We start from the raw sequence: 26,635 nt of genomic DNA on the forward strand, positions 1-26,635 counted from the left end.
TCGGTCCCGTCAGCCGCATAGGACCTGTCGGCCCCATCGATTAGCCCGCCTCATCCAAGGATGAGCCCTTCACTGTTGTTCCCGCCCCCGCTCGGGAAAAGGCTTGGGTCATGTCGCGCATCACCGAAGAACCCCCCGCCGCCCCGGCCACGGCCACCCGCCGCGCCTGGCTCGCGGTCCTCGCCGTCGCCGCCGCCACCTTTGCGGACGTCACCAGCGAGCTGCTGCCCATCGGCCTGCTCACCCCCATCGGCGCGTCGATGCACGTCACGGACGGAGTGGCCGGCCTAGTCGTGACCGTGCCCGGCATCGTGGCCGCGCTCTCCGCGCCCGCCGTCACCCTGGGCTGCGCCCGCGTGGAGCGGCGGCTGCTGTTCTGCGGGCTCATCGCGCTGCTGCTCGTCGCCAACGCCGGCTCCGCGCTCGCCCCGAACTTCGCGGTGCTGCTCGCCGCCCGCGTCCTGGTCGGCGTCAGCATCGGCGGCGTCTGGTCGATCGTCGCGAGCCTCGTCGTTCGGCTGGTGCCGGAGCGCAACGCCGGCACCGCCACCTCGCTCGCGTTCAGCGGCATCGCCGTCGCCTCCGTCCTCGGCGTCCCGGCCGGCACCCAGCTCGGCGAAGTCGCCGACTGGCGCGCCGGATTCACCGCCATGGCCGCCCTCTCGGCGCTGGTGCTGGCCGCGCTGTGGCTGACCATGCCCCCGCTTCCGGTGACCCGCCCCGCGCGCCTCGACGACGTGCCCGCGCTGCTGCGCGACGCCCGGGTGCGCGGCGCCCTCGTCGTCACGCTCGCCCTGGTCACCGGCCACTTCGCGGCCTACACCTATATCCGGCCGGTGCTCGAAGACGTCTCCGGCAGCACCCCGACCCTCATCAGCGCGCTCCTCCTCGGCTACGGGCTGGCCGGGGTGGTCAGCAACTTCCTGGCCGGCGCCGCCGCCACCCGCGACGCGCGCCGGACGCTGCTGGCCCTCACCGCGCTGCTGGCCGCGGCCGTCCTGCTCGCGCCCCTGCTCGGCCGTACGGTGCCGGGGGCGGTCGCCCTCGTGGTGGCGTGGGGCCTCGGCTACGGCGGGGTCTCCGTGACCGCCCAGACCTGGCTGCTGGCCCTCGCCCCCCAGGCCCGCGAGTCGGCCTCGTCCCTCTTCGTCGCCGTCTTCAACGCGGCCATCGCGCTCGGCGCGCTGGTCGGCGGCCGGGTGCTCGACGCCTTCTCGCTCACCGCCGTGCTGTGGTGCGGCGGCGCACTCGCGGCCCTCGCCCTCCTGGCGATGACCCTGTCCGCCGGGGCGCGCAGGGGGCGGGACCGGGCAGTATTGCGCGCATGATGAACATTCGTACGCGTGTCAGCGCCTGGCTGACGCGGAGATTCTTGGCAAATGTCCGCAAGGGTGGTTTTGATCTGTCCAAAGCGGGGCTCCTCCCCGAGTCCACGCTGATGCCGCTGCGCCGTACCGGCGTGGACCCGGTGCCCGAGCTGGGCGAGATGCGGGAAAAGTCCCCGATCACCAAGCTCTCCGTGCCGCTCAACCTGAATGTGTGGCTGGTCACGGGGTACGACGAGGCGCGCACGGTACTGGGCCGGGCCGACGGCTTCAGCAACGACTTCTCCAACCTCGTCGGCAACGCCGGCGTGACCGAGAACCACAACCCCGGCGGCCTCGGCTTCAGCGATCCGCCCGTCCACTCCCGGCTGCGCCGCCTGCTGACCCCCGAATTCACCATGCGCCGCCTCGGCCGGCTCACCCCCCGCATCCACGCCCTCGTCGAGGAGCGGCTGGACGAGATGGAGGTGCTGGGCAAGGCGGGTGACCCCGTCGACCTCGTCCAGGCGTTCGCGATGCCGATCCCCTCGCTGGTCATCTGCGAACTCCTCGGCGTCCCGTACGAGGACCGCGAGGAGTTCCAGCGCCTCGGCACCACCCGCTTCGACCTCTTCGCGGGCGCGGACGCCTCGCTCGGCGCGATATCCGAGTCCCTGTCCTACCTGCGCGACATCGTCAAGAAGCAGCGCGAGAACCCCGGCGACGGGCTGCTCGGCATGCTGGTGAAGGAGCACGGCGACGCCATCGACGACGAGGAGCTGGCGGGCCTCGCCGACGGCGTGCTGACCGGCGGGCTGGAGACCACCGCCAGCATGCTCGCCCTCGGCACCCTCGTCTTCCTCCGCCACCCCGAACACCTCGTCGCGCTGCGCGACGAGGACGCGGCCGTCGACCCCTTCGTCGAGGAGCTGCTGCGGTACCTGACGGTGGTTCAGGTCGCCTTCCCGCGCTTCGCCCGCGAGGACATGGAGATAGCGGGCGAGCGGATATCCGCCGGCGACGTCGTGCTCTGCTCCCTGAGCGGCGCCGACCGGGACTCCGCCCTCGGCGCCCACATGGACACCTTCGACCCCACCCGCCCCGCCGCCTCCTCCCACCTGGCCTTCGGCCACGGCATCCACCGCTGCATCGGCGCCGAGCTCGCCCGTATGGAGCTGCGCGCCGCCTATCCGGCGCTGCTGCGCCGGTTCCCGGAGCTGCGGCTCGCCGTGCCGGAGACGGAACTGGCCTTCCGCAAGTACTCCGCCGTCTTCGGCGTCGACTCGCTGCCGGTGTATCTGCGCTGACGGGCGGGGCCGGGCCCGCTCGCGACCGGGGTCGAGGCGATGACGGATGGACGGACGGCCTGTCAGCGGGGGCGGGCCGTACGGAACGGAGCCTGGCTGTACGTACGCCTTGCGGCCCCCGCGGCCGTACGCCTTGCGGTCCCGAGGCCGTACGCCTTGTGGCCCCGCGCCCGTACGCCTAGTGGCCCCCGCGCCGGGGCGCGAACTGGTGCGGCCGCCGGTTGAGCGGTCGTCGGTTGAACGGTCGTCGGTTGAGAGCTTGTCAGTTGATTGGTCGTCAGTTGAGTGGTCGCGGCTTGAGTGGCCGCCGTCGGAGCGGCAAAGTGACGCACTATGCCGAAAACCCGCCAGGCGCCCGCCGCCGCGCCGTCTCTCCCGCCCCCGTCGTCCGGGCCGAACGGCGCCGCGTGGTTTCCGCACGGCTTCCAGTTCGACGCGCACTCCCACTCCGATGGCCAGCTCGTGTACGCGGCGGCCGGGGCCGTCGCCACGCGGACCGAGCGCGGGGTCTGGGTCGCGCCCGCGCACCGCGTGACGTGGACGCCGCCGGGGTTCGAGCACGCGCACCGCTTCTACGGCAGCACCGACGCCCGGCTCGTCACGGTGCCGGCCGACCTGTGCGGCGAGCTGGTGGCGCACCCCAGCGTGTTCGCGGTGAGCCCGCTGCTGCGGGAGGCGCTGCTGGCGCTGACCGACCGCGCGGAGCCCCGCCCCGGCGCCGTACGGCGGCTGCTCGCCGTGGTGATCGACGAACTCGCCGAGACCCCCGAGCAGTCCCTGCACCTGCCCGAACCCCGCGACGACCGGCTGCGCGCGGTCACCGTCCTGCTGCACGCCGACCCCGGACTCGGTACGACCCTGGCCGAGCTGGGGCGCGTCGCGGGGGCCAGCGAACGGACCCTGAGCCGGCTGTGCCACACCGAACTCGGCATGAGCTTCCACCGCTGGCGCACCACGCTGCGCGTGCACCACGCCCTGGCGCTGCTCAGCGACGGCCGTTCCGTCACCGACACGGCGATGGAGTGCGGCTGGTCGAACCCGTCGAGCTTCATCGACGCGTTCACCGAGCTGGTCGGCCAGACCCCCGGCCGGTACCAGGCCGAGTCGCGCGGTCACCGGAGGTAGGTGGGGCCAGGCGAGGGGCGCTCGTACGGCCTGCGCAGGCGCGCTTGGCGAGGGGCGCTCGTACCGCCCGCGCGCCCGGTGCTCTTACGGCCCTCGCGCACGTTGGCGGGTTTCCGGTATCCGCTGCCCGCATCCCGGTTGGCGGCGCTCGCCGCCGCGCCGAGAGTGGTGACAGGCCGCGCGCCCCGTACGGCCGGCTGGTTCATTCCTCTCGCCGGAAGGCTCGAAAAGTCATGACTGGAACACGTAAGGCAGCCGCGACGCCCGAGGCGGCGGAGATCGCGGAGGCCGCGGAGGCCGCTGAGACCGCTGAGACCGCTGAGACCGCGAAGGCCGCTGAGACCGCGAAGGCCGCTGAGACCGCGGAGGCCGTGGAGACCGTGGAGAACACCACCGTCGTCATCATCGGCGCCGGAGTCGCCGGGATGACGGTCGGCAACTTCCTCCTGCGCAGCGGCGTCGACTGCGTCGTCGTCGAGAAGCGCGACCGCGCGTACGTCGAGCGGCGGCAGCGCGCCGGCGTCGTCGACACCCGCGGGGTGCGGATGTTCCGCGAGTGGGGGATGGAGCACGTCGTCAAGGACAGCTCCTCCCCGGCGAAGATCACGGGCGGCACCTTCATCGACGGGGTCAGGTATGACATCGCGTTCGGGGACGACGAGAGCGAGGCCGTCTTCTGCCCCCAGCAGGTCCTCGTCCGCAACCTCACCACCGCCTTCCTGGAGGCGGGCGGCGACCTGCGCTACGAAGCCCTCGACGTCGCCCCGGAAGACCTCGACAGCGAGCGCCCGACCGTGCGCTACCGCGCTGCCGACGGCTCGGCCAAGGCCATCACCTGCGACTACGTGGCCGGCTGCGACGGGTTCCACGGCGTCAGCCGGGCCTCCGTCCCGGCCGGCCGGCTCACCGTCCACTCCCACGAGTTCCCGTACTCCTGGCTCAGCGTCCTGGCCGAGGCGACCTGCGCGCCCTACGGCATGGCGATCCATGACCACGGGCTGGCCGCGCGGTTCCCCAGGGGGGCCGACGCCAGCCGTCTCTATCTCCAGGTCCCGGGCGACGCCACGCCCGAGGACTGGCCCGACGACCGCGTCTGGACCGAGGTGAGCGCCCGCTTCGGCGCCGAGGCGCCCACCGGCCCCATCGTCGACAAGCGGATCGTGCCGCTGCGGTCGGTGGTGTTCGACCCGATGCGCTACGGCCGCCTCTTCCTGCTCGGCGACGCGGCCCACATCGTCCCCCCGATGAGCGCCAAGGGCATCCACCTCGCCCTGTACGACACCGAGGTGTTCGTGCGCGCGCTCCTCGCCCAGGTCAAGGAGGGCGACGGGAGCCTGCTCGACGCGTACTCCGACACCTGCCTGCGCCACGTCTGGAACTACCAGGCGTACGCGGTCTGGCTCACCGACCTGATGCACAACGCCGGCGACGCGTCGTACGGGGGAGCCTTCCGCAAGCAGATAGCCCGCGCGGAGCTGCGCCGCCTGAACGAGTCCCCTTCGGCCATCCGCCTGTTCAACGACTTGAACGCGGGGCTGCTGTAGGCGACTTGGGTGGTTCCGGGGCGGGGGCTGTCAGGGGTCCGCCACCGGTGCCGCGGCGGGGCCCGCCGCCGGTTCCGGAACGGGCTCCGGCACTGGCTTCAGTACCGACTCCGGCGCCGGATTCGGCACCGGCCCCGCCGCCGGTTCCGCCACGAGGAACGGGGCCATCAGGCCCGACACGGCCCCCTCCGCGAGCCGTACGGCCTCCCCGGCGCCGATGTCCCGCACCGCGTACCGCTTGCGCCCCGCCGCCGTGGTCGCGGTCAGCGTCAACACGCCCGCCCGGCGCTGGAACAGCGACCGGCGTACGTTCCAGCCGATGATCCCCTCGCGGGCGAGCGCCACCCGCCGACGCGCCCCGACGCCCTCCCCGTGCCCGATGACCAGGTAGTCGCCGGTGAGGGCGTGGCCGAGGGAGCGGTAGCGGTCCCGGGCGAGCAGCGCGCCGAGCGGCAGCAGGAGCGCCGAGGCGAGCCAGGCCCAGAGGGGCACGTCGCCGACCCACCACAGCGCGCCGCACACCGCGACGGCCAGGGCGCACGGGGCGAGGGCGCGGGCGTACCGGCGGCGGAGCGCCGCCGCGCCGTGCGGGACCAGGGGGCCGGTCAGCGCGGCCGGGTCGCGGAGCACGGCGCCGGCCGCCCGTACGACCTCGTCGCGCGGCCCCGGCGGCACGAGCATCGCGTTGTGCTGCGGGCCGCGCACCCCGGTGGCGATCGCCAGGCAGCGCGCCCCGCCGAGCAGCCGCAGCGGCAGCGACGCGCCGACCTCCACGCCGCGCACCCGCCGCTCCTCCAGGGTGATGGCACGGACGGTGAGGAGCCCGTGCGTGGTCTCCAGATTGCCGCCCTGGCGGCGGTGGAGCGCGAAGTTCCAGTACTTCAGCACGGACTGGGACAGGTTGAGGAGCGTCCCCAGGAGCAGCACGCCCGCCACCGTCTCGATGACCGGAAGCGGCCCGTGCCCGCCGCCGAGCCCGTTGAGGAGGCTCTGGACGGGGCCGAGGTGGAGCACGTCCACGCCCGCTTCTTCCAGCACGCACGCCAGGACCACGAGGACGACGAAGCCCGAGACCGAGAACGGGCTGTAGCGCAGCCAGCCGGGGCGCATACGGGCCAGGGCGGGGTCGTCGGCGGGCGGCGGGGGGCCGGCCCCGTCCCGCTCCACGGGTTCCGCCGGGCGGTCGGCGCCCCGTGCCGCGCCCAGCAACCGCTCCCGCAGCAGCGCCGCCTCGTCCCGCGTCAGGGCGTCGAGCTTCAGCTCGTCCTCGTGCGATGTGGCGGCGTGCCCGGTCCCCACGGTGACCCGGGTGAGGCCGAGCACGCGGTGCGCCATGTGCGCGGTGAGGTCGACCGCGCGCACCCGGTCCATGGGCACGGAGCTGACCTGACGGCGAATCAGGCCCCGGCGCAGTTCCACGAGTTCGGTCGAGACGCGGTAGGTGGTGGTGTACCAGCGGAGCAACGCGAGGACGACGGTCAGCGCGCCGGCGCCGAGGGCGTAGACGTGGCGGTGACCGGAGCCCGATCCGGCGACCAGGGCCACGAGCAGCGCCGGGGCGGTCTTGCCCAGCTCCTGGACCGGGTGCACGAACAGCATGCGCGGGCTCAGCCGCTTCCAGGGGAGTTCGGTGGGGGTGTCGGCGGGGAGTTCGCCGGGCCGGGGGGTGGTGGACGGAGTGCTGTTCGTGCCGCCGTCCGTACCACCGCCCATGCCGCTCACGTCGTGTGCGTCGCTCACGTCGCGTCCCCGCGGGTGGCCTGCGCCGCGGCGGTGATGTCGGCGACGAGCCGTCGCCCGGTGGCGTGGTCGAGCCCGTGGATCTTGATCGGGCCGGCGGCCGACGCCGTGGTGGCGGTGACGTTGGTCAGCTTGAACAGCCGCTCCAGCGGGCCGCGTTCACTGTCGACGGTCTGCACCCGCGATACGGGCGCGAGCCGCCGCTCCTCCACGAACCACCCGGTCTGGGTGTAGATCGCCTCGGGGGTCGTCTCCCACCGGTGCACGCGGTAGCGCCAGGGCGGCATCACCACGACGTGCGCCGCGCCCAGCGCGGCGGTGAGGACCAGCCCTGCCTGGTGCCACTCCACCGGGCCGTCGTCCCGCAGCAGCATCCACACCGTCTGCGCCGCAGCGAACGCCAGCCACCCGAGCAGGGCGTGGACCGCCCAGTACCAGACGACCCTGCGCTCCAGCCGGTTCTCCGGCTCCCTCAGCCGCAGTCCGCCGTCACCGACGGCCGCCGCCTTGCCCGTTGAAGTAGTCACGGGGCCAGGGTGTCATGAGGATTATCGTCTTATGGGCGATACGTGGAGGTACGGTCGCGGACCCGCCGAACCCCCGGCCGTGGGGCCCGCGGCCCGTTACGGGCGGGGGCTCGGCTCAGCGGGCCGCCGGCTGGGCGTCCGCGCCCTCCGCAATATCCCATCTCTGTTTTCTCCCCCGTCATTTCGGCTTCGTACCGGGTTAGCGGCGATGCCTCGGCAAAGGGTCCGTCTATTCAATGCGGGGCGTCAAGGGGTGCGTCATGAGCGGGGCGGTGTCAGCGAAGTGTCAGTGAGGTGTCCGAGGTTTGTCAGGGAGGCGGCATAGGGCTTTTCCAGGAAGGATCGGAGCGAGAGGAGTTTTGCGTTTTCTTTGCTTCTTCCGTTCTCTCGCCCGGTGGTTCAAAACCGCCCGAGATGCATTGACTTGACTGCCTTGACCTGTGGAAACGGTGATTGACCTCAGGCATGGCTGTATGTACGGTGCAGTGGCGATTCGGGGGCGATCTGGTCGTACTGGCTGATTAGGCATGGCCTATGCGGTCCAGTTCGGCGCGCACGGCAGGGCTGGTTCAGACCTTGTCGCGTGCGGCCGTGGTCGACGCCCCATTGTTTGAAGCGTAAAGTAATGGGGGCTGGTTTGTGCGCTGCGGTTCGATTCTCTGTGCTGGGCCTGATGAGTATTTCCGACGGGGAAAGCACCGTCGCTCTTCCACCCTCTAAACCGACCACGCTGCTCGCCGCGATGCTGCTGCGCCCCGGCGCCGTGGTCTCCACGGAGTTCCTGCAGCGCGCCGTCTGGGGCGAGGCGCCGCCCGCCACCGCCAAGGCCACTCTCCACACCTACGTCATGCGGCTGCGCCGCCTCTTCGCGAAGTTCGGCATCTCCAACGACGCCATCGAGACCATGCCCGGCGGCTACCGGCTCCCGGTCAGCGGCGACACCCTCGACCTCGCGCGCTTCCGCGAGCTGCTGCGCGCCTCCGAGCGCGCCGAGGACCCCGAGGACGAGTCCCGGCTGCTGGGCGAGGCGCTCGCCCTCTGGGAGGGCCCGCCGATCTCGAACGTGCAGTCCGAGGTGTTGCACCGGGACGAGGTGCCCGCGCTCCGCGAGGAGTGGCTGCGCGCCGCCGAGCGCCGCTTCGACGTCGAACTCTCCCTGGGCAGGTGTCGCCAGGCGCTCCCCGAACTCCGTTCGGTGGCCCGCGCCCACCCCGGCCACGAGCGGTTCTGGGAGCGCCTGATCGAGGCCCTCTACCGCACCGGGCGGCAGTCCGACGCCCTCGCCGAGTACCGCACCGTCAAGGAGTACCTGAGCACGGAGCTGGGCGTGGACCCCGGCCCCTCGCTCCGCAAGCTGGAGATGACCATCCTGCGCGGCGAGTCCATGGGCGCCGACGCGCCCGCCGCCCCCGCCGCCCCGGAAACGGCCCGCGGCCCGGCCCCCGGCGCCGGCCCCGGCCCGTACGACCCCGGCCTCGCCCTCCCCGCCGACCTGCCCGACTTCACCGGCCGCGAGCGCGAGAGCGCCGAGCTGGTGGAACGGCTCACCGCCGACCGCGGCGGCCCGGTCCTCGCCGTCGTCTCCGGCCCGCCCGGCATCGGCAAGACCGCCCTCGCGGCGCACGTCGCCCAGCAGGTCCGCGACGCCTTCCCCGACGGCCAGTACTTCGTACCCGTCGGGCCCGAGGACGGGGAGGCGGGCGAGCCCAACACGCCGAAACCGCTGCCCGTGGCCGACGGCGACGGCGAGCGGCGCACCCTCGTCGTCCTCGACGACGTCCGCACCGTGGAGCAGATACAGGCCGCCCTGCCCACCGCCAAGGGCAGCGCCGCCCTCATCACCAGCCGGATGAGCCTGGCCGGCCTCGCCGCGAGCCGCGGCGCCAGCGTCTACCGGCTCGGCGCGCTCGCCGCCGACGAGTCGCGCGCCCTGCTCACCTCGGTCCTCGGCCCCCGCCGCGTCGCCGCCGAACCCGGCCCCACCGACGAACTGGCCGACCTCTGCGGCCACTTCCCGCTCGCCCTGCGCATCGCCGCCACCCGGCTCCTGCTCCGCCCGCGCCACCAGATCGCCGACGACGTCCAGTGGCTGCGCGACGACCCGGTGGGCCGGCTCTCCGTCGTCGGCACCCCCGCCATGTCCCTCGCCCAGACCTTCGGCACCTTTCTCGGCGGGCTCAGCCTCCCCGCGATCCGCGCCTGCCAGACCCTCGGCAACAGCCCCCGGCGGCTCCTGTCGCTCGACGAGTGCGCCGCCGCCCTGGGCCTCTCGCTGGTCGACGCCTCGGCGGTGCTGGACCAGCTCATCGACGCGAGCCTGCTGGAGGGCGACGCGCCGGGCCAGTACCGGATGCCCGCCCTGCTACGGGCCTTCGTGCGCCGCGACGCGGACGTCGCCCTCTCCAACTGAGCCGCGCCACAGGCCGTTCCGCCTCCCGCCTCTCCGCTGACCAGCCTTCCGCCTACCAGCCTTCCGCCGTCCCGCCTTCCGCGGGCCGGGGAGACGACTCCACCTCCTCGACGCCGCCGGGCCGGTCCCGCCGGACCGGCGCCGAGCACCCGGCCGTGCCCTCACCCGCGGCCGTCCGACCACGCGCGGTCCGTCTGCGGCCGGGCCCACCCCACCTGACAAGGGTTCCGAGAATGACCACTGAAACCCCCGAGGCAACTGCGACCACGGCGACCACCGCGTACGAGAAGATCGCCGCCACCCGCCCCCGCATCGGCCGGGACGTCCTGTTCACCGAGACGGCCGAGGGCGTGCTCTTCCACAACGCGCACGGCGGCTTCCACCTCGCCGCGAAGTCCGCCTACCGCTTCGCCTCGCTGATCGTCCCGCACCTCAACGGCCGGCACCGGGTCGACGAGCTGTGCGCCGGGCTCCCCGCGGACCGGCGCACCATGGTGACCGACCTCGTCGGGACGCTGTACGAGCGCGGCTTCGCCCGTGCCGTGCCCGCCGAGGAGGCCGCGCCCGCGCTCCCGGCCGAAGTGGCCGAGGAGTTCGCGGCGCAGATCAACTATATTGACCACTTCGAGGACGGCGCGGCGGAGCGCTTCGCCCGCTTCCGGGCCGGCCGCGTCGCGGTCCTCGGCGACGGCCCCGTCGCCCGCTGGTGCGCCCTGTCCCTCATACGCAACGGCGGCGCCCGGGTCGACGTCGTGCCCGCCGCCACGGCGCACGACGAGACGGCGGAGGCGGGCGGACTCGGCGCCGTACGGGCCGAGGTCCAGCGGCTCGCCGAGCGCGGCGCGCCCGCCGAACTGGGCCTGCTCCCGCACGGCGAGGAACCGCTGGGCTGGGCCGACCTCGGCGCGTACGACGTCGTCGTCTGCACCGGACCCGACGCGCCCCGCCAGATCCACCGGCTGCTCACCGAGGGCATCCCCGCCGGCCGCACCGTGCTGCCGCTCACCGTCCTCGGCGACCGCGCCGTCGCCGGCCCCTCGATGACCGCGGGCCGCCCCGGCTGCTGGGCGTGCGCCATGCTCCGGCTCGCCGCCAACGAGGAGGGCACGGCCCACGCCGCCGGCGTCTGGAGCCGCGTGAGCCTCCCCGGTCCGCGCGCCGCCGAGACCGCGCTCGGCCAGAATCCGGCGGCCCAGCTCGGCAACCTCCTCGGCTACGAGGTGTTCCGGCTGACCGCCCAGGCCCCGGCCGCCGAGACCGAGGGCCGGATCATCGTCCAGGAACTGGACTCCATGGACACCCTCACCGAACGCGTCCTCCCGCACCCCGACTGCTCGTTCTGCCGCGCCGCCGACGGCCGCCCCGCCGCGCCCGCCGTCGCCGGTACGCTCCCGGCCGCGCCGCGCGTCGCCACGGCGCCCACCGCCGACGACGCGGAGGCGGTGCTGGCCCAGCTCAACGCCGAGAGCGAGCTGGTCGGCGCGGTGGCCGGGGTCTTCACCCGGTTCGCCGACGACGACCTGACGCAGACGCCGCTGAAGGCCACCCGGCTCGTGCTCGGCACCGGCGGCGGGCGGCGGCGCACGGTCGCCGCGTTCGACGTGCACCACGCGGCGGGCGCCCGGCTGCGCGCCCTGCGCACCGCCGTCGACGTCTACGTCGAGCACGCCGTGCCGCTGCCCGGCGTGCTGCGCGGCGCCGCGCTGGCCGACGCCCGCGCCGTCCTGCCCACCGTCGACCCCGCCTCGCTGTCCACCGCGAGCGGCCTGCCGGTGACGGCCGCCTCCGTCGACGCGTGGGTGACGGCCACGTCGCTCTCCTGCGGCGAGCGGGTCCTCGTACCGGCGGCGGCAGTCCGTACGTTCGGGGCGCACAACGCCGCCCGCGCGTACGTGCCGACCAGCGCGGGCTCCGGCGCGGGCGGCACGCTGCCCGAGGCGCTGCACCACGCGCTGATGTCCGCCCTCGCCTACGACGCGCTCGAAGCGGCGGCGCGCGGCGCCCGGCGCGTCACCGAGGTGCCGCGGGCCGCGCTGGAGGGCGACGCCGAACTCCGCTTCCTCCTGCGCTCCCTCGCCAACCTGGACACCGACGCCGACCTCCTCGACCTCGGCGAGAGCGAGGCCGACAACGCTCCTGAGACCGAGACTGCCGGCTCCGGCGCGTACGTGCTGCTCGCGCGGGCCGCAGGGGGCCGCTGGGCGGTCGGCGCCGACCTCACCTGGCAGGGCGCCGCGACGGCCGCGCTCCGCGACCTCGCGGGGAGCGTCCAGCTCACCCGCGAACACCCCGAGGACGGGGCGCCGGACCTGGGGGACACGCTGCTCGGCGCGTTCGAGCCGGCCGCCGTGACCGTCTCCGGCCCCGCCGCGCCGGACCTGACCGCCGCCACCACCGCCGAGGCGGTCCTGGAGCGGCTGCGGTCGACGGGCCGCGACGTGCTGGTCGTGCCGACCGCCTCGGACGACCTGCTGCTCGGCGGCGCGCACTCCGTACGCGCCCTGCTCACCGGCCGGAAGTCCGCATGACCGCCCTGATGACAGAAGCCCGGCCCGCTGCCGAGCCCTGGGCCGCGGCGGCCGAGGCGGCGCTGCGCGCCCGGCTCGCGGGCCGTACGGGCCGTGAGCTGGAGATCGCCGTCCTGCAGCTCGGCGTCCGGGACGAGCTGGCCAGTGCGCCGCCCGCCGCCCTGAGCGCGCCGGGCCGGCCCGTCGCCCCCGTGTACGTGTACGGGCACACCGCCGTGCTCGGGCCCGTACCGCCGCCCGGCGCGGAGCCCCGGCCGTGCGGCCACTGCCTGGCCCGGCGCTGGCAGGCCGTGCGCCACAAGCCGCTGCGCGACGCCCTCGAACTCGGCGGCCCGACCCGGGCCGCCGGCGAGCCGCCGCATCTGACGCCGTTCGCGCTCGACGCGCTGGCCGCGCTCATCGCCTCCCAGGCCGCCGGGTCCACGCCCGGCGAGGGCGGCTACCCGCTAATCCACCGTCTGCACCTGGAGAGCCTGCGGGTCCGCTCGTTCCCCCTGGTGCCCGACCCGCAGTGCCCGGCCTGCGACCGGCGGCCGGCCGACGCGCCCGCGCCGGTCGTCCTCGACCCGTCGCCGAAGGCCGCCCCCGGCTCGTTCCGGGTACGGAACCTCGACGAGCTGGACATCCCGCTCACCGCGTTCGCCAACCCCGTCTGCGGCACGCTCGGCGCGGGGGTCGCGCGGGAACTCGACGCCCCGACCACGGCCTCCACGGTCGGCAACTTCGGCCTGCGGACCGGGAACTACCTGCACGAGACGTTCTGGGGCGGGCACTCCTACCGCTACGGCGACAGCGTCCGCATCGGCGTCCTGGAGGGCCTGGAGCGGTACGCGGGCATGCGCTCCCGCGCCAAGGCCACCAGCGTCGTCGCCTCCCTCGCCGAGCTGCGCGAGGGGCCCGACCGGGTGCTGGACCCGCGCGAGTGCGGCGTCTACCCGGACGCGTTCTACGCCGCGCAGTCGCGCGTACGGCCGTTCGGCGAGGACGCCCGCATCCCCTGGGTGTGGGGCCACTCGCTGCGCGACGAACGGCCCGTGCTCGTACCGGAGATCCTGACGTACTACCACTCGGCGCCGCTGGAGCAGCGGTTCGTGCAGGAGTGCTCCAACGGCTGCGCCTCCGGCGGCTCCCTGTCCGAGGCCGTCTACTACGGCCTGATGGAGTTGGTGGAGCGCGACGCATTCCTGCTGACCTGGTACGGCCGGGCCGCCCTGCCCGAACTCGACCCGTACAGCAGCCGGGACGCCGCCACCCGCGAGTTGGTCGACCGGCTCGCGATGTACGGCTACGAGGCGCGGTTCTTCGACGCCCGGATGACCCTGCCCGTCCCCGTCGTCATCGCGACCGCCACACGCGTGGACGGCGGCGAGGGCGCCCTGTGCTTCGGCGCGGGCGCGAGCCTCGACCCCGAGGCCGCGCTGCGGGCCGGGCTCGCGGAGATCGCCACCGACTCACTGCACCTGCGCCGCCGTACGGAATGGAACCGCGCCGAACTGAAGGCCATGGCCGCCGACTTCGGCAACGTGCGCGCCCTGCACGACCACCCGCTGGTATACGGGCTGCCCGAGATGGCCCGGCACGCGTCGTTCCTGCTGGGGGAGGCGGGCGCGCCGCGCCCCCCGCTGCGCCCGCTGGACGAGGCGTACCGCGACCCGGCCCGCGCCCTGCGCCCCTCCGCCGACCTGGGCCAGGACGTGCGCGGCTGCGTGGACGCGCTGGCCGCCGAGGGGTTCGACACCATCGCCGTCGACCAGACGCTGCCGGAGCAGCGGGCCATCGGCCTCCACACGGTCAGCGTGATCGTGCCCGGCCTGCTGCCCATCGACTTCGGCTGGGACCGGCAGCGGGCCCCGCACCTGCCCCGGATGCGCACCGGGCTGCGCCGGGCCGGCCTCGCCGACCGCGACCTGGAGCCCGCCGACCTCAATCCCGCGCCGCACCCCTTCCCCTGACGTCCCCCGAAGTCCCCTGAAGCCTCCCGAGACCGGGCCCCGGCCCGGCGCTCCACCAGACCTCCGTGAACCGGCGACCAGGCCGCCGGGCCCGCGGCCGAAAGGACCTGTGATGGGTACAGCCCACGACTACCTCAGCGCGGTGATGCGGCGCAGCCGGGTCGGCATGCCCCCCATCGGCTACGTGCCGAACTGGGCCGACAAGCCCCGGCTCGGCAAGTACTACCCCGACGCCCAGACCTTCCCGCTGCCCCAGGGCGACGACCCCGAGGCCGCCACCTTCGACCTCGGGCTGCTGCCGCCCCCGGCCGACCCGGCCCCCTTCGACCTGACGACGCTCGGCGGGATGCTCCGCGACTCGTACGGGCTGCTGTCGCGGCGGCTCGCCATCCACGCCAACGACGACCTCGCGTCCCTGCCGTTCTACGCGGGCGCCAACTGGGCGCGCGGCACGGCCTCCGGCGGCGGCCTCTACCCCGTCAGCGTCTACTGGGTCAACGGCCCCAGCGGCCCGCTCACCCCCGGCGTGCACTACTACGACACCTCGCACCACGCGCTGCGCCGCCTGCTCACCGGCGATGTCACCCCGGACGTACGCGCCGCCCTCGACCTGCCCGAACTGCCCGAGGACACCGACCAGTTCCTCGTACTCGGCATCAAGTTCTGGCAGAACGCCTTCAAATACAACAGCTTCAGCTACCACGCCACCACGATGGACATCGGCACCATCACCCAGAGCTGGCGGATGTGGGCCCGCGCCCGGGGGCTGAGCGTCGAGCCCGCCTTCTGGTTCGACGAGGAGAGGCTGACCGCGCTGCTCGGCGCCGACGCCGCCGACGAGGGGTTCTTCGCGGTCATCCCGCTGCGCTGGGACGCGGCGGCGGGCGGCGGCATGGCGAGCGGCGCGGCGGCGGGCGGTGCGCCCGGTCGCCCGGCGAAGGCGCCCGCCGAAGGCCCCCGCGTGCGCCACACCGAGCAGGAGAAGTCCCGTGAGCTAAGAACCTTCGAGACCCTGGAGGCCATGCACGCGGCCACCCGGCTCGGCGCGGCCGACCGGCCGGACCGTACGGCCCTGGCCGCCGCCCGCGCCCGCCCGCCGCGCGCCGGGGACGCCATCGCGCTCCCCGAGCCCGCGCCGCTGGACGCCACCGTGCGCGGCGCGCTGCGCGCCCGGCGCAGCAGCTTCGGCCGGTTCGCCGCCGAACGCCCGCTCTCCGAGGAGCAGTTGAGCGCCATCCTGTACGCGGCCGTGGCCGGCGGCGCGCTGCCCTGCGACGTCGCCCCGGCCGGCGGCGAGGGCCCGTCCCTCGTCAAGATGTACGCCTTCGTCAACCACGTCGAGGGCATCGCGCCGGGCGTCTACGAGTACGCGCCCGACGGCAACACCCTGCGCCCGGTGGCGGACGGCCCGCAGGGCAGCTTCCTCCAGCAGAACTACTTCCTGTCCAACTACAACGTGGAACAGGCCGGCGTCGTCCTGGTGCCCACGGTCCGCGCCGCCGCCGTGCTCGACGCCGTCGGCGACCGCGGCTACCGGCTGGTCAACGCCGTCGTCGGGGCGGTGGCGCAGGCCACGTACTCGGCGTGCGGGGCGCTCGGCCTCGGCTGCGGCGCGGCCCTGGGCTTCGACAACATCTCGTACATCGACCGCATGGGGCTGGACGGCACGGACGAGGTGCCGCTGCTGATCACCCTCATCGGCAACGAGCGGTCCGACGGGGCCGACTTCCGCTACGAGATCGCCTGAGCCGCGCGGGATGCCGGACGCGATGCCGCATGAGACGCCGTACGGGTCGGCGTACGGCACCAAGCGGGACCTCCCGTACGAGAAGGCCGTACGGGACGACGACGCAGCACCCCCGTACGAGAAGGCCGTACGGGACGACGACGCAGCACCCCCGTACGAGACGCCGTATGGGACGACGACGCAGCACCCTCCGTACGAGACGCCGTACGGGACGACAGAGCACGAGATACGGGGACGAGCGATGAGGACTACTGACCCCCGGCCCGCAGTGGCCACCAGCGCGCCGCCCTGGGCGCTCGGCGAGCGGTTCATGGTCCGCGTCGCCGGGCTCCCGGTCGAGTCGGTGCGCGCCCTGCGCACGCCGGACACCCGCCGCTGGGCGGAGGAGGTGTGCGCCGCCGAGGCCCGGCTGGCCGGGCGCGCCGAGGACATCAGCGACCGGCTGTACGAGGTGATCAGCGCCAACACCGACGACGGCCTGCGGCGCGCCCTCGTCAACATCCGCCGGCAGGTGTTCAACAACAAGCTGCCCCGCGACCCGGCCGCCGCCCTCGGCGCGGCCGAGGCGGTCGGCGGGGAGACCGGCGCCCGGCTCGCCGCCTGGCTGCGCGACCGGCAGGCCCTGGCCGACCTGGTCCGCTCCGGCCCCGCGATCCTCGCCGCCGAACTCGCCGGGGGCCGTGAGCGGCTGCGCGAGCTGGCCGTCGAGCCCCGGCTGCGGCAGGGCCTGGTGCTGGCGTCGCCGTCGCTGGACCGCTACCTCGGCACGTACCTGGGCGCGGGCGCCGCCGCGCTCACCAAGCGGCAGCGGCGGATCGAGCGCTCGCTGCTGGAGTACGTGTACCGCACCGCGTGCAAGACCAGCCCGTTCTCCGCCTTCACCGGGCTGGCCCTGGGCGAGTTCCGCGACGGCGACGGCTCCGGGGCGTTCGGCGGGCGGATCGACGCGGAGTGGAGCGACCACCCCCGGCTCAACGTGGCCGTGATCGGCCGCCTCGCCGACCTCGTCGTCGACCACGACGCCTACCGCGCCGACCTGCCCGTCACCCTGGTCACCGGGTGGCGCGTGGAGGCCGACCGCATCCGCTACGTACGGCGCAAGGTCACCGCCGGGGACGACGAGGCGACCGTCAGCTTCGACGCGGTCAAGGAGAGCCTGTTCTACCTCAAGCAGGGCGGCAGCCTGGAGCGGCTGTTCACCCTCTTCGGACAGCGCCCCGCCATCCGCTACGGGGACCTGGTCGCCGAGCTGAGCGCGAACGGCGAGGCCCCGGCCGCCGACTACGACCGCTTCCTGTCCGTCCTGCTGCGGCTCGGCCTCCTCCAGGTGCCGGGCCTGAGCGTCACCAACCAGAGCCCCGACCCGCTCGGCGGCTTCCGCGACGCCGTACGCGGTCTCGGCACGGACTGGGGCCGGCGGCTCGCGGACCGGCTCGGCGGCCCCGCCGCCCTGCTCGACCGCTACCCGCACGCCGGACTGGACGAGCGCAGGCGGCTGCTGACCGAACTGCGCGAGGAGCTGGGCGCGGTGCAGGAGGAGCTGGGCGCGAGCGGGCCGTCGCTGCCGCAGACCCTCGTCTACGAGGACTCGCGCGCTGCCGCCGCACCGCTGGTGTGGGAGCGGCGGGGCTGGGAGGAGACGGTGGGGGAGTCGCTGCGCGCCCTGAGCCGCGTCCTGCCGGTCTTCGACGTCACGCTGCCGCAGCGGCTGCTGCTGAAGGCGTTCTTCCTCGCCCGCTTCGGTCCCGGCGGCCGCTGCGACGACGTGCTGAAGTTCGTCCACGACTTCCACGAGGACATCTTCGACCAGTACGCGCGGATCAGCGCCCAGCGCCGCCCCTTCGACGACGCGGGCGACTACGTCGAGCTGGACAACTGGCTCGACTCGCCGGGCATCACCGCCATCGACCGCGCGCGGCGCGAACTGGTCTCCCGTATGCGGGAGTTGTGGAAGACGCGCGAGCCGGGCGCCGAGGAGCTGGTGCTCGACGACGCGTCCCTCGCCGCCGTGGCGGACGAACTGGCCCCGGCCGGCACCGGGTTCCTGCCGCTGAGCCACTTCCTCCAGCCCGCGCGGCGCGACGGTGAGGACCTGGCCGTGCTCAACCGCTCCTGGGGAGGCATCGGCTTCCCCTTCTCACGGTTCACGCACTGCTTCGAAGACGCCCCGGACTCCTCGGAAACGGACGGCGGCGGCCTGGCCGGCCGGGTCCGCCGCGACCTGCGCGCCGCGCAGCCGAGCGGCGCCGTCTTCGCCGAGGTCACCGGCGGCCACGCCACGACCAACCTGAACCTGCACGGCAGGCTCACCGACTACGAAGTGGTCTGCCCCGGCGAGACCAGCTCCGCGCCGCCCGCCGAGCAGCTTCCGCTCGACGACCTGTACGTGGTGCACGACGCCGCCGGGGACCGGCTCGTCCTGCGCTCCGAGCGGCTGGACCGCGAGGTCGTCCCCGTCTACCTCGGCTACCTCGTGGCGATGGCCCTGCCGGACGTGCCGCGCGCGCTGCTCCTGCTGTCGCCCGCCGCCGTGCCCGCCGTCGACTTCTGGGGCGGCGTCCCGGAGGAGGAGGCGGCGACCGAGAAGGCCGTCACCACGCGGCCCCGCGTCCGCTACGGCAGCGTCGTCGTCAGCCGCCGGAGCTGGTCGGCGCCGGCCGCCGCGCTCCCGGCCCGTACCCCCGAGACGTCCGACGCCGAGTGGTACCTGGGCTGGCAGCGGTGGCGGCAGCGGCACGGCGTGCCCGCGCAGGTCTTCGCGACCGTACGGGCCCCGGCCGCCGAAGAGGGCGAGGAGGGCGGCGGCCCCGGGCCGCTCGCCAACGACAAGCCGCAGTACGTCGACTTCGACAGCTACCTCTCGCTGACGGTCTTCGAGACCCGGCTCAAGGAGGCCGGCGCCCGCGTCGAGCTGCGCGAGGCGCTGCCCGGCGAGGAGGACGCCCGTGTGACATCGCCGGACGGCCGGCACGTGGCGGAGATGGTCGTCGAGACCCGCACCGCGCCGCGGCGGCCGGAAACGGCGGACCCCGCCGAGGCACCCGCCCTCCAGATGACGGCCGAGGAACCCGCCACCCGAGTGAAGGACCAGGTGAGCTGAAATGACCGAGAGCGTAGAGACCCGGACCCCCGGCCCACGGCCCGTTCCCGAGACGGCGGCGGGCGCGTGGCAGGCGATGCACATCTTCTACACCGGCTCCACCCGGCCGATCCTCACCCAGGCGATCCGCCCGCTCCTCGACCGGCTGACCGAGGAAGGGCTGGTCAGCGGCTACTTCTTCCTCAACTACTGGCTGGAGGGCCCGCACATCCGGGTCCGCTTCAAGCCCGTGTCGCAGGCCGCCGAGGCCGAGGTCCGGGCCCGCGCCGAGGAGGCCGTGGGCGCGTTCCTGCGGGAGCGGCCCGCGCTGTACGAGGTGAAGTCCGACTTCTACCGCGAGCTGTACAACTCCCTCTTCGACCTGGAGTTCAGCGAGGAGGACCGGAAGCCCTACCTCGGCGAGGACGGCCGGATGCGGCTGCGCCCGATCAACACGTTCAGTTGGGAGCCGTACGCGCCGGAGTACGGCAAGTACGGCGGCCCGGCCGGCGTCGAGCTGGCGGAGTGGCACTTCAAGCACTCGGCGGACCTCGTCATGGACGCCATGCGGACCATGAACGTGCATGTCCGCACGGTGCTCTTCGGCTTCGCCTCGCAGCTCATGATGGTGATGACCACGGGCTTCCTGCGCGAGCGGGAGGTGATGGCGGACTATCTGGAGCGCTACCACCAGTTCTGGTACCGCTCGTTCTCCGGCACCGACCTGATCTCCGGCGGCGTGTACGACCGTACGTACGAGTCCGTGGCCGACTCCGTGCGCGGCCGGTTCGACGCGATCCGCGGCGCGTACGACGCCGGGGCGACCGGCCGGTTGCCGGGCTTCATCCGCACCTGGTCCGAGCACTGCGCCGAACTGCGGGAGAAGGCCGTGCGGCTGGCGGTCAACGGGGACCTGACGTTCCGCGCCTGGGGCGGGGCGCGGCAGGAGACGGTCACCGACCCCGACCAGGCGCTCCAGATCCTGCTGTCGCCGTATATGCACATGACCAACAACCGGCTGCACGTCACCATCCGCGACGAGGCGTATCTGTCGTACGTGCTCGCCCGGTCGTTGCGGGACGCCGCCGAGGTGGGCTCCTCGTGACCACGCGGCCCCCGGAGTCCGCGCCGCCGTCGCTGCTGGAGCTGCGGCCGGCCCGGCATCCGGAGATCGTCGTCGGGCCGGGGCTGGCGCGCGGCCCGCGCGTGCTGCACCTGATCAAGGACCGCCGGGTGAACCGGAGTTACGAGGTCGGGGCCAAGGAGCACTTCGTCATCTCCCGGCTGGACGGCGAGCGCACGCTCGCCGAGATCGGCACGGAGTACGCGGGCCGGTTCGGGCGGCGGCTCGGGGAGCCGGGGTGGCGGCAGCTCCTCGGGCTGCTGTCCGCCCGGCGGCTGCTCGTCGGCAACCCGCCGCCCGAGCCCGCCCCCGAGCCCGCTTCCGATCCGGAGTCCGCCGCCGCGCCCAAGCGGGGGTACCGGCCGATGGGGACCGACATCTCCTTCGGCGACCCGTCGAGGCTGCTGGGCCGGGCGCACCGGCGGCTGCGGTTCCTGTACGCGCCGTACGCGCTGGTCCCGCTGCTCGCCGTGGTCGTCGCCATGGAGGCCGTGCTCGCCGCCCGGCTCCCCGAACTGCTCCACCAGACGCACACGCTGTGGCGCCACCCGGACCTCGCGATGATCGTGGTCGGGCTGCTGTGGGTCAGCTCCGGACTGCACGAGCTGGCGCACGGGCTGACGTCCCATCACTTCGGCGGCGGGGCCTCCGAGGTGGGCCTGCGCTGGCGGCCCCCGATGGCCTATCTGTACTGCCGGACCGAGGGCACGATGCTCTTCGGGCCGCGCCGTCATCGCGTCGCGACGGCGGCGGCCGGGGTGGTGGCCAATCTCGTATTCCTGCTGCCGTTCTTCCCGCTGTGGATGTGGTTCCCGCCCGACGACGTCACCCGCGACGCCCTCGCAGCCCTGCTGCTCCTCGGCAGCGTGCGGGGGCTCGTGAACTATCTGCCGGTGCCGAACCTGGACGGCTACGTCATGCTCAGCCACGCCCTGAACGTCACCGACCTGTCCACCGAGAGCTACCGCTACGCGCGGCTGTTCGGCCGGCGGCTGCTGGGTCGCGGCGACGAGACGGCCGCGTACCCGCGCCGGACGCGCGTCATCCACCTCTGCTACGCGGTCGGGTCCGTGCTGCTCGCGGCGGCCCTGACGGCCGGGGTGCTGTGGCTGATCGTGCTGTGGACCCCGGAGCCGTACGGCCGCTACATCGCGGGCGGGCTGCTCGTGCTGGTCCTGGCGCTGACTCTGGCCCGGGCGATCGGCACGCGGGTGCTGGCGGCGCGGGCCCGCCGGGCCGCCGGCGGATGAGGCGGGAGACGTGTGGGACGTGAACGACGTGTGCGACGTGGGGGAACGGATGAGGTCAGGGGGTACTCTGTTGCGCCAGGAACTTTGCATCACAAAGTGGAGTGCGCGTGAGCGACGACGACCCCACCGCCCCTCGGGGATCGGACCCGGCGGCAGCCGCCCCGGCGGGACCGGACAGCGGCGGCGGCCCGCTGTCCCCGGCCGCCTCCCTCGCGCTGATCGAGAGCGAACGGGGCCGGCTGCTCCGCCGCCGGGGCGTGAATCCCGCCCCGATCTTCGCGAGCTGGGGCATCGCCTGGCTCATCGGCTTCGGCCTGTGCTACCTCGCCGCCCCCGGCGGCCCCTCCGCCCCGCTGCCCATGTGGGCGGCGGCCGCCGTCCTGGTCGCGCTCTGCCTGGCCGCGATGGTGGTGCCGGTGGTGCAGGGCGTACGGGCCGGACGCGGGGTGCGCGGACCGTCCCGTACGACCGGCGCGATGTACGGGGCCTGCTGGGCCCTCGCCTTCCTGGCGCTCGCCACCGTCAACCTCACCCTGGCCCGCGGCGGCCTCGACGCCGACCTCACCACCCTGCTGTGGACCGGCTCCTCGCTGACCGTGGCGGGCGTCCTCTACCTGGCCGGCGGCATGCTCTGGCAGGACCGCGCCCAATACCTGCTGGGCGTCTGGCTGCTGGCCAGCGCCGTGGCCGGGGTGCTCGCCGGGGTGCCGGGGAACTTTCTCGTCCTCTCCCTCGCGGGCGGCGGCGGACTCCTCGCCCTCGCCCTCTACTACGCGCTGCGCCGGCCGGCCGGTGGTGCGCGGCCATGACCGAGGGCTGGCCCGAACTCGACCCGGTGATCCACGCGCAGGCCCGGCTGCGCGTCATGGTGACCCTCTCCGGCCTCGCCGACGGCGACCGGCTGACCTTCCCCCGGCTCCAGGAACTCCTGGAGATGACCGCGGGCAACCTCTCCACCCACCTGCGCAAGCTCGAAGACGCGGGCTACACGCACGTCGAGAAGACCCACCGGCGGCGCACCCCGGTCACGTACGTCTCGCTGACCCAGCGCGGCCGCCGGGCCTTCGAGGACTACACGGCGCGCCTCGAAGCGCTGCTGGCCAACCGCCCCGACGGCGGCACCGGAACCACAGATCACTGACCCGCCCCGCACCGAAAAACCCACCCCGCACCGAAAAGGAGGGAGTTCCATGAAGGAGGACTCCGGCCCCGCCGCCGGACCCGCGATAGCCGTCGAGGGACTGCACAAGTCGTACGGCGATGTCCACGCGGTCAACGGCGTCTCTTTCACCGTCGAGCGAGGGGAGTTCTTCGGCGTCCTCGGCCCGAACGGCGCCGGCAAGACCACCCTGATCGAGATCATGGAGGGGCTGCGCAGCGCCGACTCCGGCTCGGTGTCCGTCCTCGGCCGCTCGCCCTGGCCGCGCGACACGTCGCTGCTGCCGCGCATCGGCGTGCAGACCCAGGCATCCGCGTTCTTCGTCCGGCTCACCGCCGCCGAACACCTGGAGACGGTCGCCGCGCTCTACGGCCGCGACCGCAAGCGGGCCCGCGAGACGCTGGAGCTGGTCGGGCTCACCGACAAGGCCAAGACCCTCGTCGACGACCTGTCCGGCGGCCAGAAGCAGCGGCTCGCCATCGCCTCCGCCCTCACCCACGAACCCGAGCTGATCTTCCTCGACGAGCCGACCGCCGCCCTCGACCCGCAGGCCCGCCGCAACCTGTGGGAGATGCTGCGGGAGATCCGCACCGAGGGCCGGACCATCGTCTGCACCACGCACCACATGGAGGAGGCCGAGTCGCTCTGCGACCGCGTCGCCTTCGTCCGCGCCGGGGAGGTGATCGCCCTCGATACCCCCGCCAGCCTCGTACGCGGCCTCAACGCGCCCACCCGCGTCCTGATCCCCACCGCCCAGCTCACGCCCGAGCAGGCCAAGGGGCTGGAAGGGGCGGACGAGGTGGCCACGGAAGGGCTCTCGACCGTCATCACCACCCGCGCCGTCGGCCGGGTGCTCGCCGCCGTCGGCGGTCTCACCGAACTCCAGGACGTCCAGACCCGGACCGCGACCCTGGAGGACGTCTACCTCGAACTGACCGGGACGGAGTACCAGGCATGAGCGGCTACACGGCGCTGACCCAGGCGCACTACCGGGCGTTCGTCCGCGACAAGACCTCGCTCTTCTTCACCTTCGCGTTCCCCCTCATCTTCATCGTGGTGTTCGGGCTGCTCTTCGGCGACCAGTCCGTGCCCGGCGGCCGCCACGTCATCGACTACATGGCCCCCGGCGTGATGGCCTGGGGCGTCGGCAACGGCGCGCTGTTCGGCGTCGCCTACACTCTGATGCACTGGCGCCGCAGCGATGTGCTGCGGCTGGTCCGGCTGACGCCGACGAGCGTCTTCACCGTGATGGCCTCCCGGTTCGTGGTCGTACTGGGCATCGGCGTCGTCCAGGCCGCCCTGTTCATCGCCATCGCGACGCTTCCGGTCTTCGGCCTGACGGTCACGGCCCAGGGCGTGCTGCTGTCGCTGCCGGTCCTGCTCCTGGGCATCCTCGCGTTCTTCAGCATCGGCCTGATCGTCGGCACGTACGCCAACTCGCCGGACGCGGTGGCCGCCATCGCCAACTGCGTGATGATCCCCATGGCGTTCCTGTCCGGCTCGTTCTTCCCGATGAGCCAGTCGCCGGGCTGGCTCCAGGGCTTCTCCCGCATTCTCCCGCTGCGCTACATGAACGAGGGCGTCACCAACGTCCTCTCCGGCACCAAGGGCGCCTCGTCCCTCCTCGTGCCGTGCGCCGGGCTGCTGGTGTTCGCGGCGGTCTTCGCGCTGCTGGCGGCGAAGACGTTCAAGTGGGGCAAGGAGTCATGACGGTGACCGGAGTGCTGACTGAGCCGGCGACGGGCCCCGCCGCCGTGGCGGCCGAGCTCCGCGCGGCGCTGGCACGGCGGTCGCGGGGGACCGCCGGCCCGGCGGCGGACGAGCGCGGTGGCCCGACGGTCGTACCGCTGGGCACGGCCGACGCGCTGGACCCGGCGCGGGACCCCTTCGCGGCCGACCGCGCCCGCGCGACGGTGCATGTGACGCCGCAGGCGATCCTGGTCGGCCCGTGGGGTACGAATGATGACGGCGAGGCGGCCCCCGGCTGCGGGCACTGCCTGGCGATGCGCTGGCAGCGGCTGCGCCCCAAGTACGAGCGCGAGGCGCTGGAATTCGGCGCGCCCCCGCACGCGGACGGCGCCTGGCCGGTGCTCACGGCGTACCTGGTGGACGCGGTGCGGCTGGCGCATCAGGGGACGGTAGAGGCCGGCGCGGTAGGCGGTGGCCCACGGGTCACCCGCGTCGACCTCCGCACCCTGGAGACGCGCACGTTCCCGCTCCTCGCCGACCCGCTCTGCCCGAGCTGCGCCCGCCACGGCACCCGCGACGACAGCCCGCGCGACCTTGCCCTGACCTCCCGTACGAAGCCGTCCCCGGCCGCGTACCGGCTGCGCCGCCCCGAGTCGTACGGGCTGGACGCCGACGCGCTGGCCAACCCGGTCTGCGGGGTGCTGGGCACCGGCACCGCCATGAACGTCATGTCCCCGACGACCGCCCCCGTCTCCGGCCGGGTCATGATGCGCGGCCACGCCGGGCTCACCGACCTGACGTGGAGCGGCCAGGCCAACTCGTACGGGGAGAGCCGGAACCTGGCGTTCCTCGAAGGGCTCGAACGGTACGCGGGCACCCGCCGCCGACACCGCGAGGACGTGCTGGTGGAGGCGTACGACGCCGTGGCCGACCGCGCCCTCGACCCGCGCGACGTGGGGATGTACGGCCCGCGCACGTACGAGCACGACCCGATGCTCACCCCCTTCGACCCCGCCCGCCCCATCCCATGGGTGTGGGGCTACTCGCTGCGCGACGAACGCCCCCTCCTCGTGCCCTCCCGGCTCGCCTACTACAGCTCCGGCGCGGAAGGCGACAACTTCGTCTTCGAATGCTCCAACGGCTGCGCGAGCGGCGGCAGTCTGGAAGAGGCCGTCCTCTTCGGGATGCTCGAACTCATCGAGCGGGACGCGTTCCTGCTCGGCTGGTACGGCGGCGCCGAACTCCCCGGCATCGACATCTCCGACACCGAAGACACCGAGCTGCGCACCATGGTGGACCGCGCCGACCTGCACGGATACGACCTAAGGGTGTTCGACAACCGCATCGACCTGCGCGTACCGGTGGCCACGGCCGTGGCGGTGCGGCGCGACGGAGGAGACGGCGCGCTGTCCTTCGCGGCCGGCGCCAGCATGGACCCCGCGACGGCCGTACGCGCCGCCGTCTCGGAGACGCTGACCTACATCCCGGAACTCCCGCTGCGCGTCAGCACGCGCCGCGAGGAGACCGTCGCCATGACCCGCGACTACCACAAGGTGCTCCAACTCCGGGACCACGCGGCGTTGTTCGCCCTACCCGAGATGGCGGAGCACGCTCAGTGCTATCTGCGGCCGATGACGGCGCGGCCGGAGGAGGAGGTCTACCGCTCCTGGCGGGAAGAGGGCCCGCGCTCGACCGAGCTGCTGGACGACGTGCGGTACTGCCGCGACGAGCTGGTACGCGCCGGGTACGACGTGATCGTCGTGGACCAGACGTCGCCGGAGCAGGAGGCGCTGGGGCTGCGCACCGTGTGCGTGATCGTGCCGGGGCTGCTGCCCATCGACTTCGGCTGGGCACGGCAGCGAGCGCTGCACATGCCGAGGACGCGGACGGCGTTCCGCAGGGCGGGGTGGCGCGCGGACGACCTCACGGAGGCAGAACTGCACAAGGTGCCGCATCCGTTCCCGTGAGCCGCGCCGTGGGCTCGGCGGTACGTATGCGCTGTGAGCCCGGCCGTATGTATGCGCTGTGGGCTCGGCCGTACGTATGTGCTGTGGGCCCGGCCGTACGTAGATGAGCGCCCGTACGCGCGACAGCGGGCCGCCGGAGCACCCGGCGGCCCGCTGGGACCTGCTGAGGCCGACGCGCCGAAGC

At 73.8% G+C, this 26,635-nt stretch carries 18 protein-coding genes; 16 read left to right on the forward strand and 2 right to left on the reverse strand.

All coding sequences use genetic code 11. The features are described 5' to 3' along the window. Positions 1-110: 110 nt before the first annotated feature. The 4 genes from IF55_RS27035 to IF55_RS27050 all read left to right on the forward strand — a co-directional run bounded on the left by IF55_RS27035 (position 111) and on the right by IF55_RS27050 (position 5,280). Positions 111-1,328 carry an MFS transporter gene (locus IF55_RS27035; RefSeq protein WP_037963519.1) on the forward strand — a complete coding sequence of 406 codons (1,218 nt, stop codon included), beginning with the start codon at positions 111-113 and terminating at the stop codon, positions 1,326-1,328. Next, complete coding sequence (locus IF55_RS27040; protein WP_030878970.1) at positions 1,325-2,611, forward strand: cytochrome P450; 1,287 nt, start codon at positions 1,325-1,327, stop codon at positions 2,609-2,611. The genes IF55_RS27035 and IF55_RS27040 overlap by 4 nt, the downstream gene beginning before the upstream one ends. Positions 2,612-2,944: 333 nt before the next feature. Continuing rightward, positions 2,945-3,736 (forward strand): helix-turn-helix domain-containing protein, encoded by a 792-nt coding sequence (locus IF55_RS27045; RefSeq protein ID WP_030878973.1) that lies wholly within the window; start codon positions 2,945-2,947, stop codon positions 3,734-3,736. Positions 3,737-3,969: 233 nt separating this feature from the next. Next, complete coding sequence (locus tag IF55_RS27050) at positions 3,970-5,280, forward strand: 4-hydroxybenzoate 3-monooxygenase (protein WP_078645279.1); 1,311 nt, start codon at positions 3,970-3,972, stop codon at positions 5,278-5,280. Positions 5,281-5,310: 30 nt separating this feature from the next. Here IF55_RS27050 and IF55_RS27055 read toward each other — a convergent pair whose 3' ends face one another. Both IF55_RS27055 and IF55_RS27060 read right to left on the reverse strand, forming a co-directional pair. Beyond that, positions 5,311-7,020 (reverse strand): PH domain-containing protein, encoded by a 1,710-nt coding sequence (locus IF55_RS27055; RefSeq protein WP_051776124.1) that lies wholly within the window; start codon positions 7,018-7,020, stop codon positions 5,311-5,313. Then, positions 7,017-7,547, reverse strand: coding sequence for a PH domain-containing protein (locus IF55_RS27060; RefSeq protein WP_037963522.1), 531 nt, complete (start codon positions 7,545-7,547; stop codon positions 7,017-7,019). The genes IF55_RS27055 and IF55_RS27060 overlap by 4 nt, the downstream gene beginning before the upstream one ends. Positions 7,548-8,220: 673 nt before the next feature. Between IF55_RS27060 and IF55_RS27065 the strand changes: the two genes are divergently transcribed. The 12 genes from IF55_RS27065 (at position 8,221) to IF55_RS27120 (ending at position 26,451) form a co-directional block, all read left to right on the forward strand. Next, positions 8,221-9,957 (forward strand): AfsR/SARP family transcriptional regulator, encoded by a 1,737-nt coding sequence (locus tag IF55_RS27065; RefSeq protein WP_245661436.1) that lies wholly within the window; start codon positions 8,221-8,223, stop codon positions 9,955-9,957. Positions 9,958-10,190: 233 nt separating this feature from the next. Continuing rightward, a complete protein-coding gene (locus tag IF55_RS27070) occupies positions 10,191-12,485 on the forward strand; it encodes a TOMM precursor leader peptide-binding protein (protein WP_030878989.1) in 2,295 nt (764 codons plus the stop codon). After that, positions 12,482-14,437, forward strand: coding sequence for a TOMM precursor leader peptide-binding protein (locus IF55_RS27075; RefSeq protein ID WP_030878992.1), 1,956 nt, complete (start codon positions 12,482-12,484; stop codon positions 14,435-14,437). The genes IF55_RS27070 and IF55_RS27075 overlap by 4 nt, the downstream gene beginning before the upstream one ends. Positions 14,438-14,549: 112 nt before the next feature. Beyond that, positions 14,550-16,184: a SagB/ThcOx family dehydrogenase gene (locus IF55_RS27080; RefSeq protein WP_030878995.1), complete on the forward strand. Its 1,635-nt coding sequence runs from the start codon at positions 14,550-14,552 to the stop codon at positions 16,182-16,184. Between the two features lie 22 nt (positions 16,185-16,206). Then, on the forward strand, positions 16,207-19,284 hold the full coding sequence (locus tag IF55_RS27085) for a lantibiotic dehydratase (protein WP_245661437.1): 3,078 nt from the start codon (positions 16,207-16,209) through the stop codon (positions 19,282-19,284). 1 nt (position 19,285) lies between these two features. Beyond that, positions 19,286-20,368 carry a lantibiotic dehydratase C-terminal domain-containing protein gene (locus IF55_RS27090; protein WP_030879002.1) on the forward strand — a complete coding sequence of 361 codons (1,083 nt, stop codon included), beginning with the start codon at positions 19,286-19,288 and terminating at the stop codon, positions 20,366-20,368. After that, complete coding sequence (locus tag IF55_RS27095) at positions 20,365-21,636, forward strand: hypothetical protein (protein WP_048832522.1); 1,272 nt, start codon at positions 20,365-20,367, stop codon at positions 21,634-21,636. The genes IF55_RS27090 and IF55_RS27095 overlap by 4 nt, the downstream gene beginning before the upstream one ends. Positions 21,637-21,743: 107 nt before the next feature. After that, positions 21,744-22,445, forward strand: a complete 702-nt coding sequence (locus tag IF55_RS27100; RefSeq protein WP_169767275.1) for a hypothetical protein — start codon at positions 21,744-21,746, stop codon at positions 22,443-22,445. Then, entirely contained in the window at positions 22,442-22,777 is a 336-nt protein-coding gene (locus tag IF55_RS27105; RefSeq protein ID WP_037963526.1) for a transcriptional regulator, read from the forward strand. Before IF55_RS27100 ends, IF55_RS27105 begins: the two co-directional genes overlap by 4 nt. A gap of 49 nt (positions 22,778-22,826) precedes the next feature. Beyond that, a complete protein-coding gene (locus tag IF55_RS27110) occupies positions 22,827-23,753 on the forward strand; it encodes an ABC transporter ATP-binding protein (protein ID WP_030879015.1) in 927 nt (308 codons plus the stop codon). Then, a complete protein-coding gene (locus IF55_RS27115; RefSeq protein ID WP_030879019.1) occupies positions 23,750-24,505 on the forward strand; it encodes an ABC transporter permease in 756 nt (251 codons plus the stop codon). The genes IF55_RS27110 and IF55_RS27115 overlap by 4 nt, the downstream gene beginning before the upstream one ends. Next, the gene (locus IF55_RS27120) at positions 24,502-26,451 is read left to right on the forward strand and encodes a TOMM precursor leader peptide-binding protein (RefSeq protein ID WP_030879023.1); all 1,950 of its coding nucleotides are present in this window, start codon (positions 24,502-24,504) and stop codon (positions 26,449-26,451) included. The genes IF55_RS27115 and IF55_RS27120 overlap by 4 nt, the downstream gene beginning before the upstream one ends. Positions 26,452-26,635: the final 184 nt, after the last annotated feature.

The sequence above is a fragment of the Streptomyces varsoviensis genome (assembly GCF_000718635.1).
Lineage (GTDB): Bacteria > Actinomycetota > Actinomycetes > Streptomycetales > Streptomycetaceae > Streptomyces > Streptomyces varsoviensis.

Bases quoted from the DNA above. Each gene is read 5' to 3' on its own strand.
- IF55_RS27035 (WP_037963519.1), top strand. From the start codon at position 111: ATGTCGCGCATCACCGAAGAACCCCCCGCCGCCCCGGCCACGGCCACC.
- IF55_RS27040 (WP_030878970.1), top strand. From the start codon at position 1,325: ATGATGAACATTCGTACGCGTGTCAGCGCCTGGCTGACGCGGAGATTC.
- IF55_RS27045 (WP_030878973.1), top strand. From the start codon at position 2,945: ATGCCGAAAACCCGCCAGGCGCCCGCCGCCGCGCCGTCTCTCCCGCCC.
- IF55_RS27050 (WP_078645279.1), top strand. From the start codon at position 3,970: ATGACTGGAACACGTAAGGCAGCCGCGACGCCCGAGGCGGCGGAGATC.
- IF55_RS27065 (WP_245661436.1), top strand. From the start codon at position 8,221: ATGAGTATTTCCGACGGGGAAAGCACCGTCGCTCTTCCACCCTCTAAA.
- IF55_RS27070 (WP_030878989.1), top strand. From the start codon at position 10,191: ATGACCACTGAAACCCCCGAGGCAACTGCGACCACGGCGACCACCGCG.
- IF55_RS27075 (WP_030878992.1), top strand. From the start codon at position 12,482: ATGACCGCCCTGATGACAGAAGCCCGGCCCGCTGCCGAGCCCTGGGCC.
- IF55_RS27080 (WP_030878995.1), top strand. From the start codon at position 14,550: ATGGGTACAGCCCACGACTACCTCAGCGCGGTGATGCGGCGCAGCCGG.
- IF55_RS27085 (WP_245661437.1), top strand. From the start codon at position 16,207: ATGCCGCATGAGACGCCGTACGGGTCGGCGTACGGCACCAAGCGGGAC.
- IF55_RS27090 (WP_030879002.1), top strand. From the start codon at position 19,286: ATGACCGAGAGCGTAGAGACCCGGACCCCCGGCCCACGGCCCGTTCCC.
- IF55_RS27105 (WP_037963526.1), top strand. From the start codon at position 22,442: ATGACCGAGGGCTGGCCCGAACTCGACCCGGTGATCCACGCGCAGGCC.
- IF55_RS27110 (WP_030879015.1), top strand. From the start codon at position 22,827: ATGAAGGAGGACTCCGGCCCCGCCGCCGGACCCGCGATAGCCGTCGAG.
- IF55_RS27115 (WP_030879019.1), top strand. From the start codon at position 23,750: ATGAGCGGCTACACGGCGCTGACCCAGGCGCACTACCGGGCGTTCGTC.
- IF55_RS27120 (WP_030879023.1), top strand. From the start codon at position 24,502: ATGACGGTGACCGGAGTGCTGACTGAGCCGGCGACGGGCCCCGCCGCC.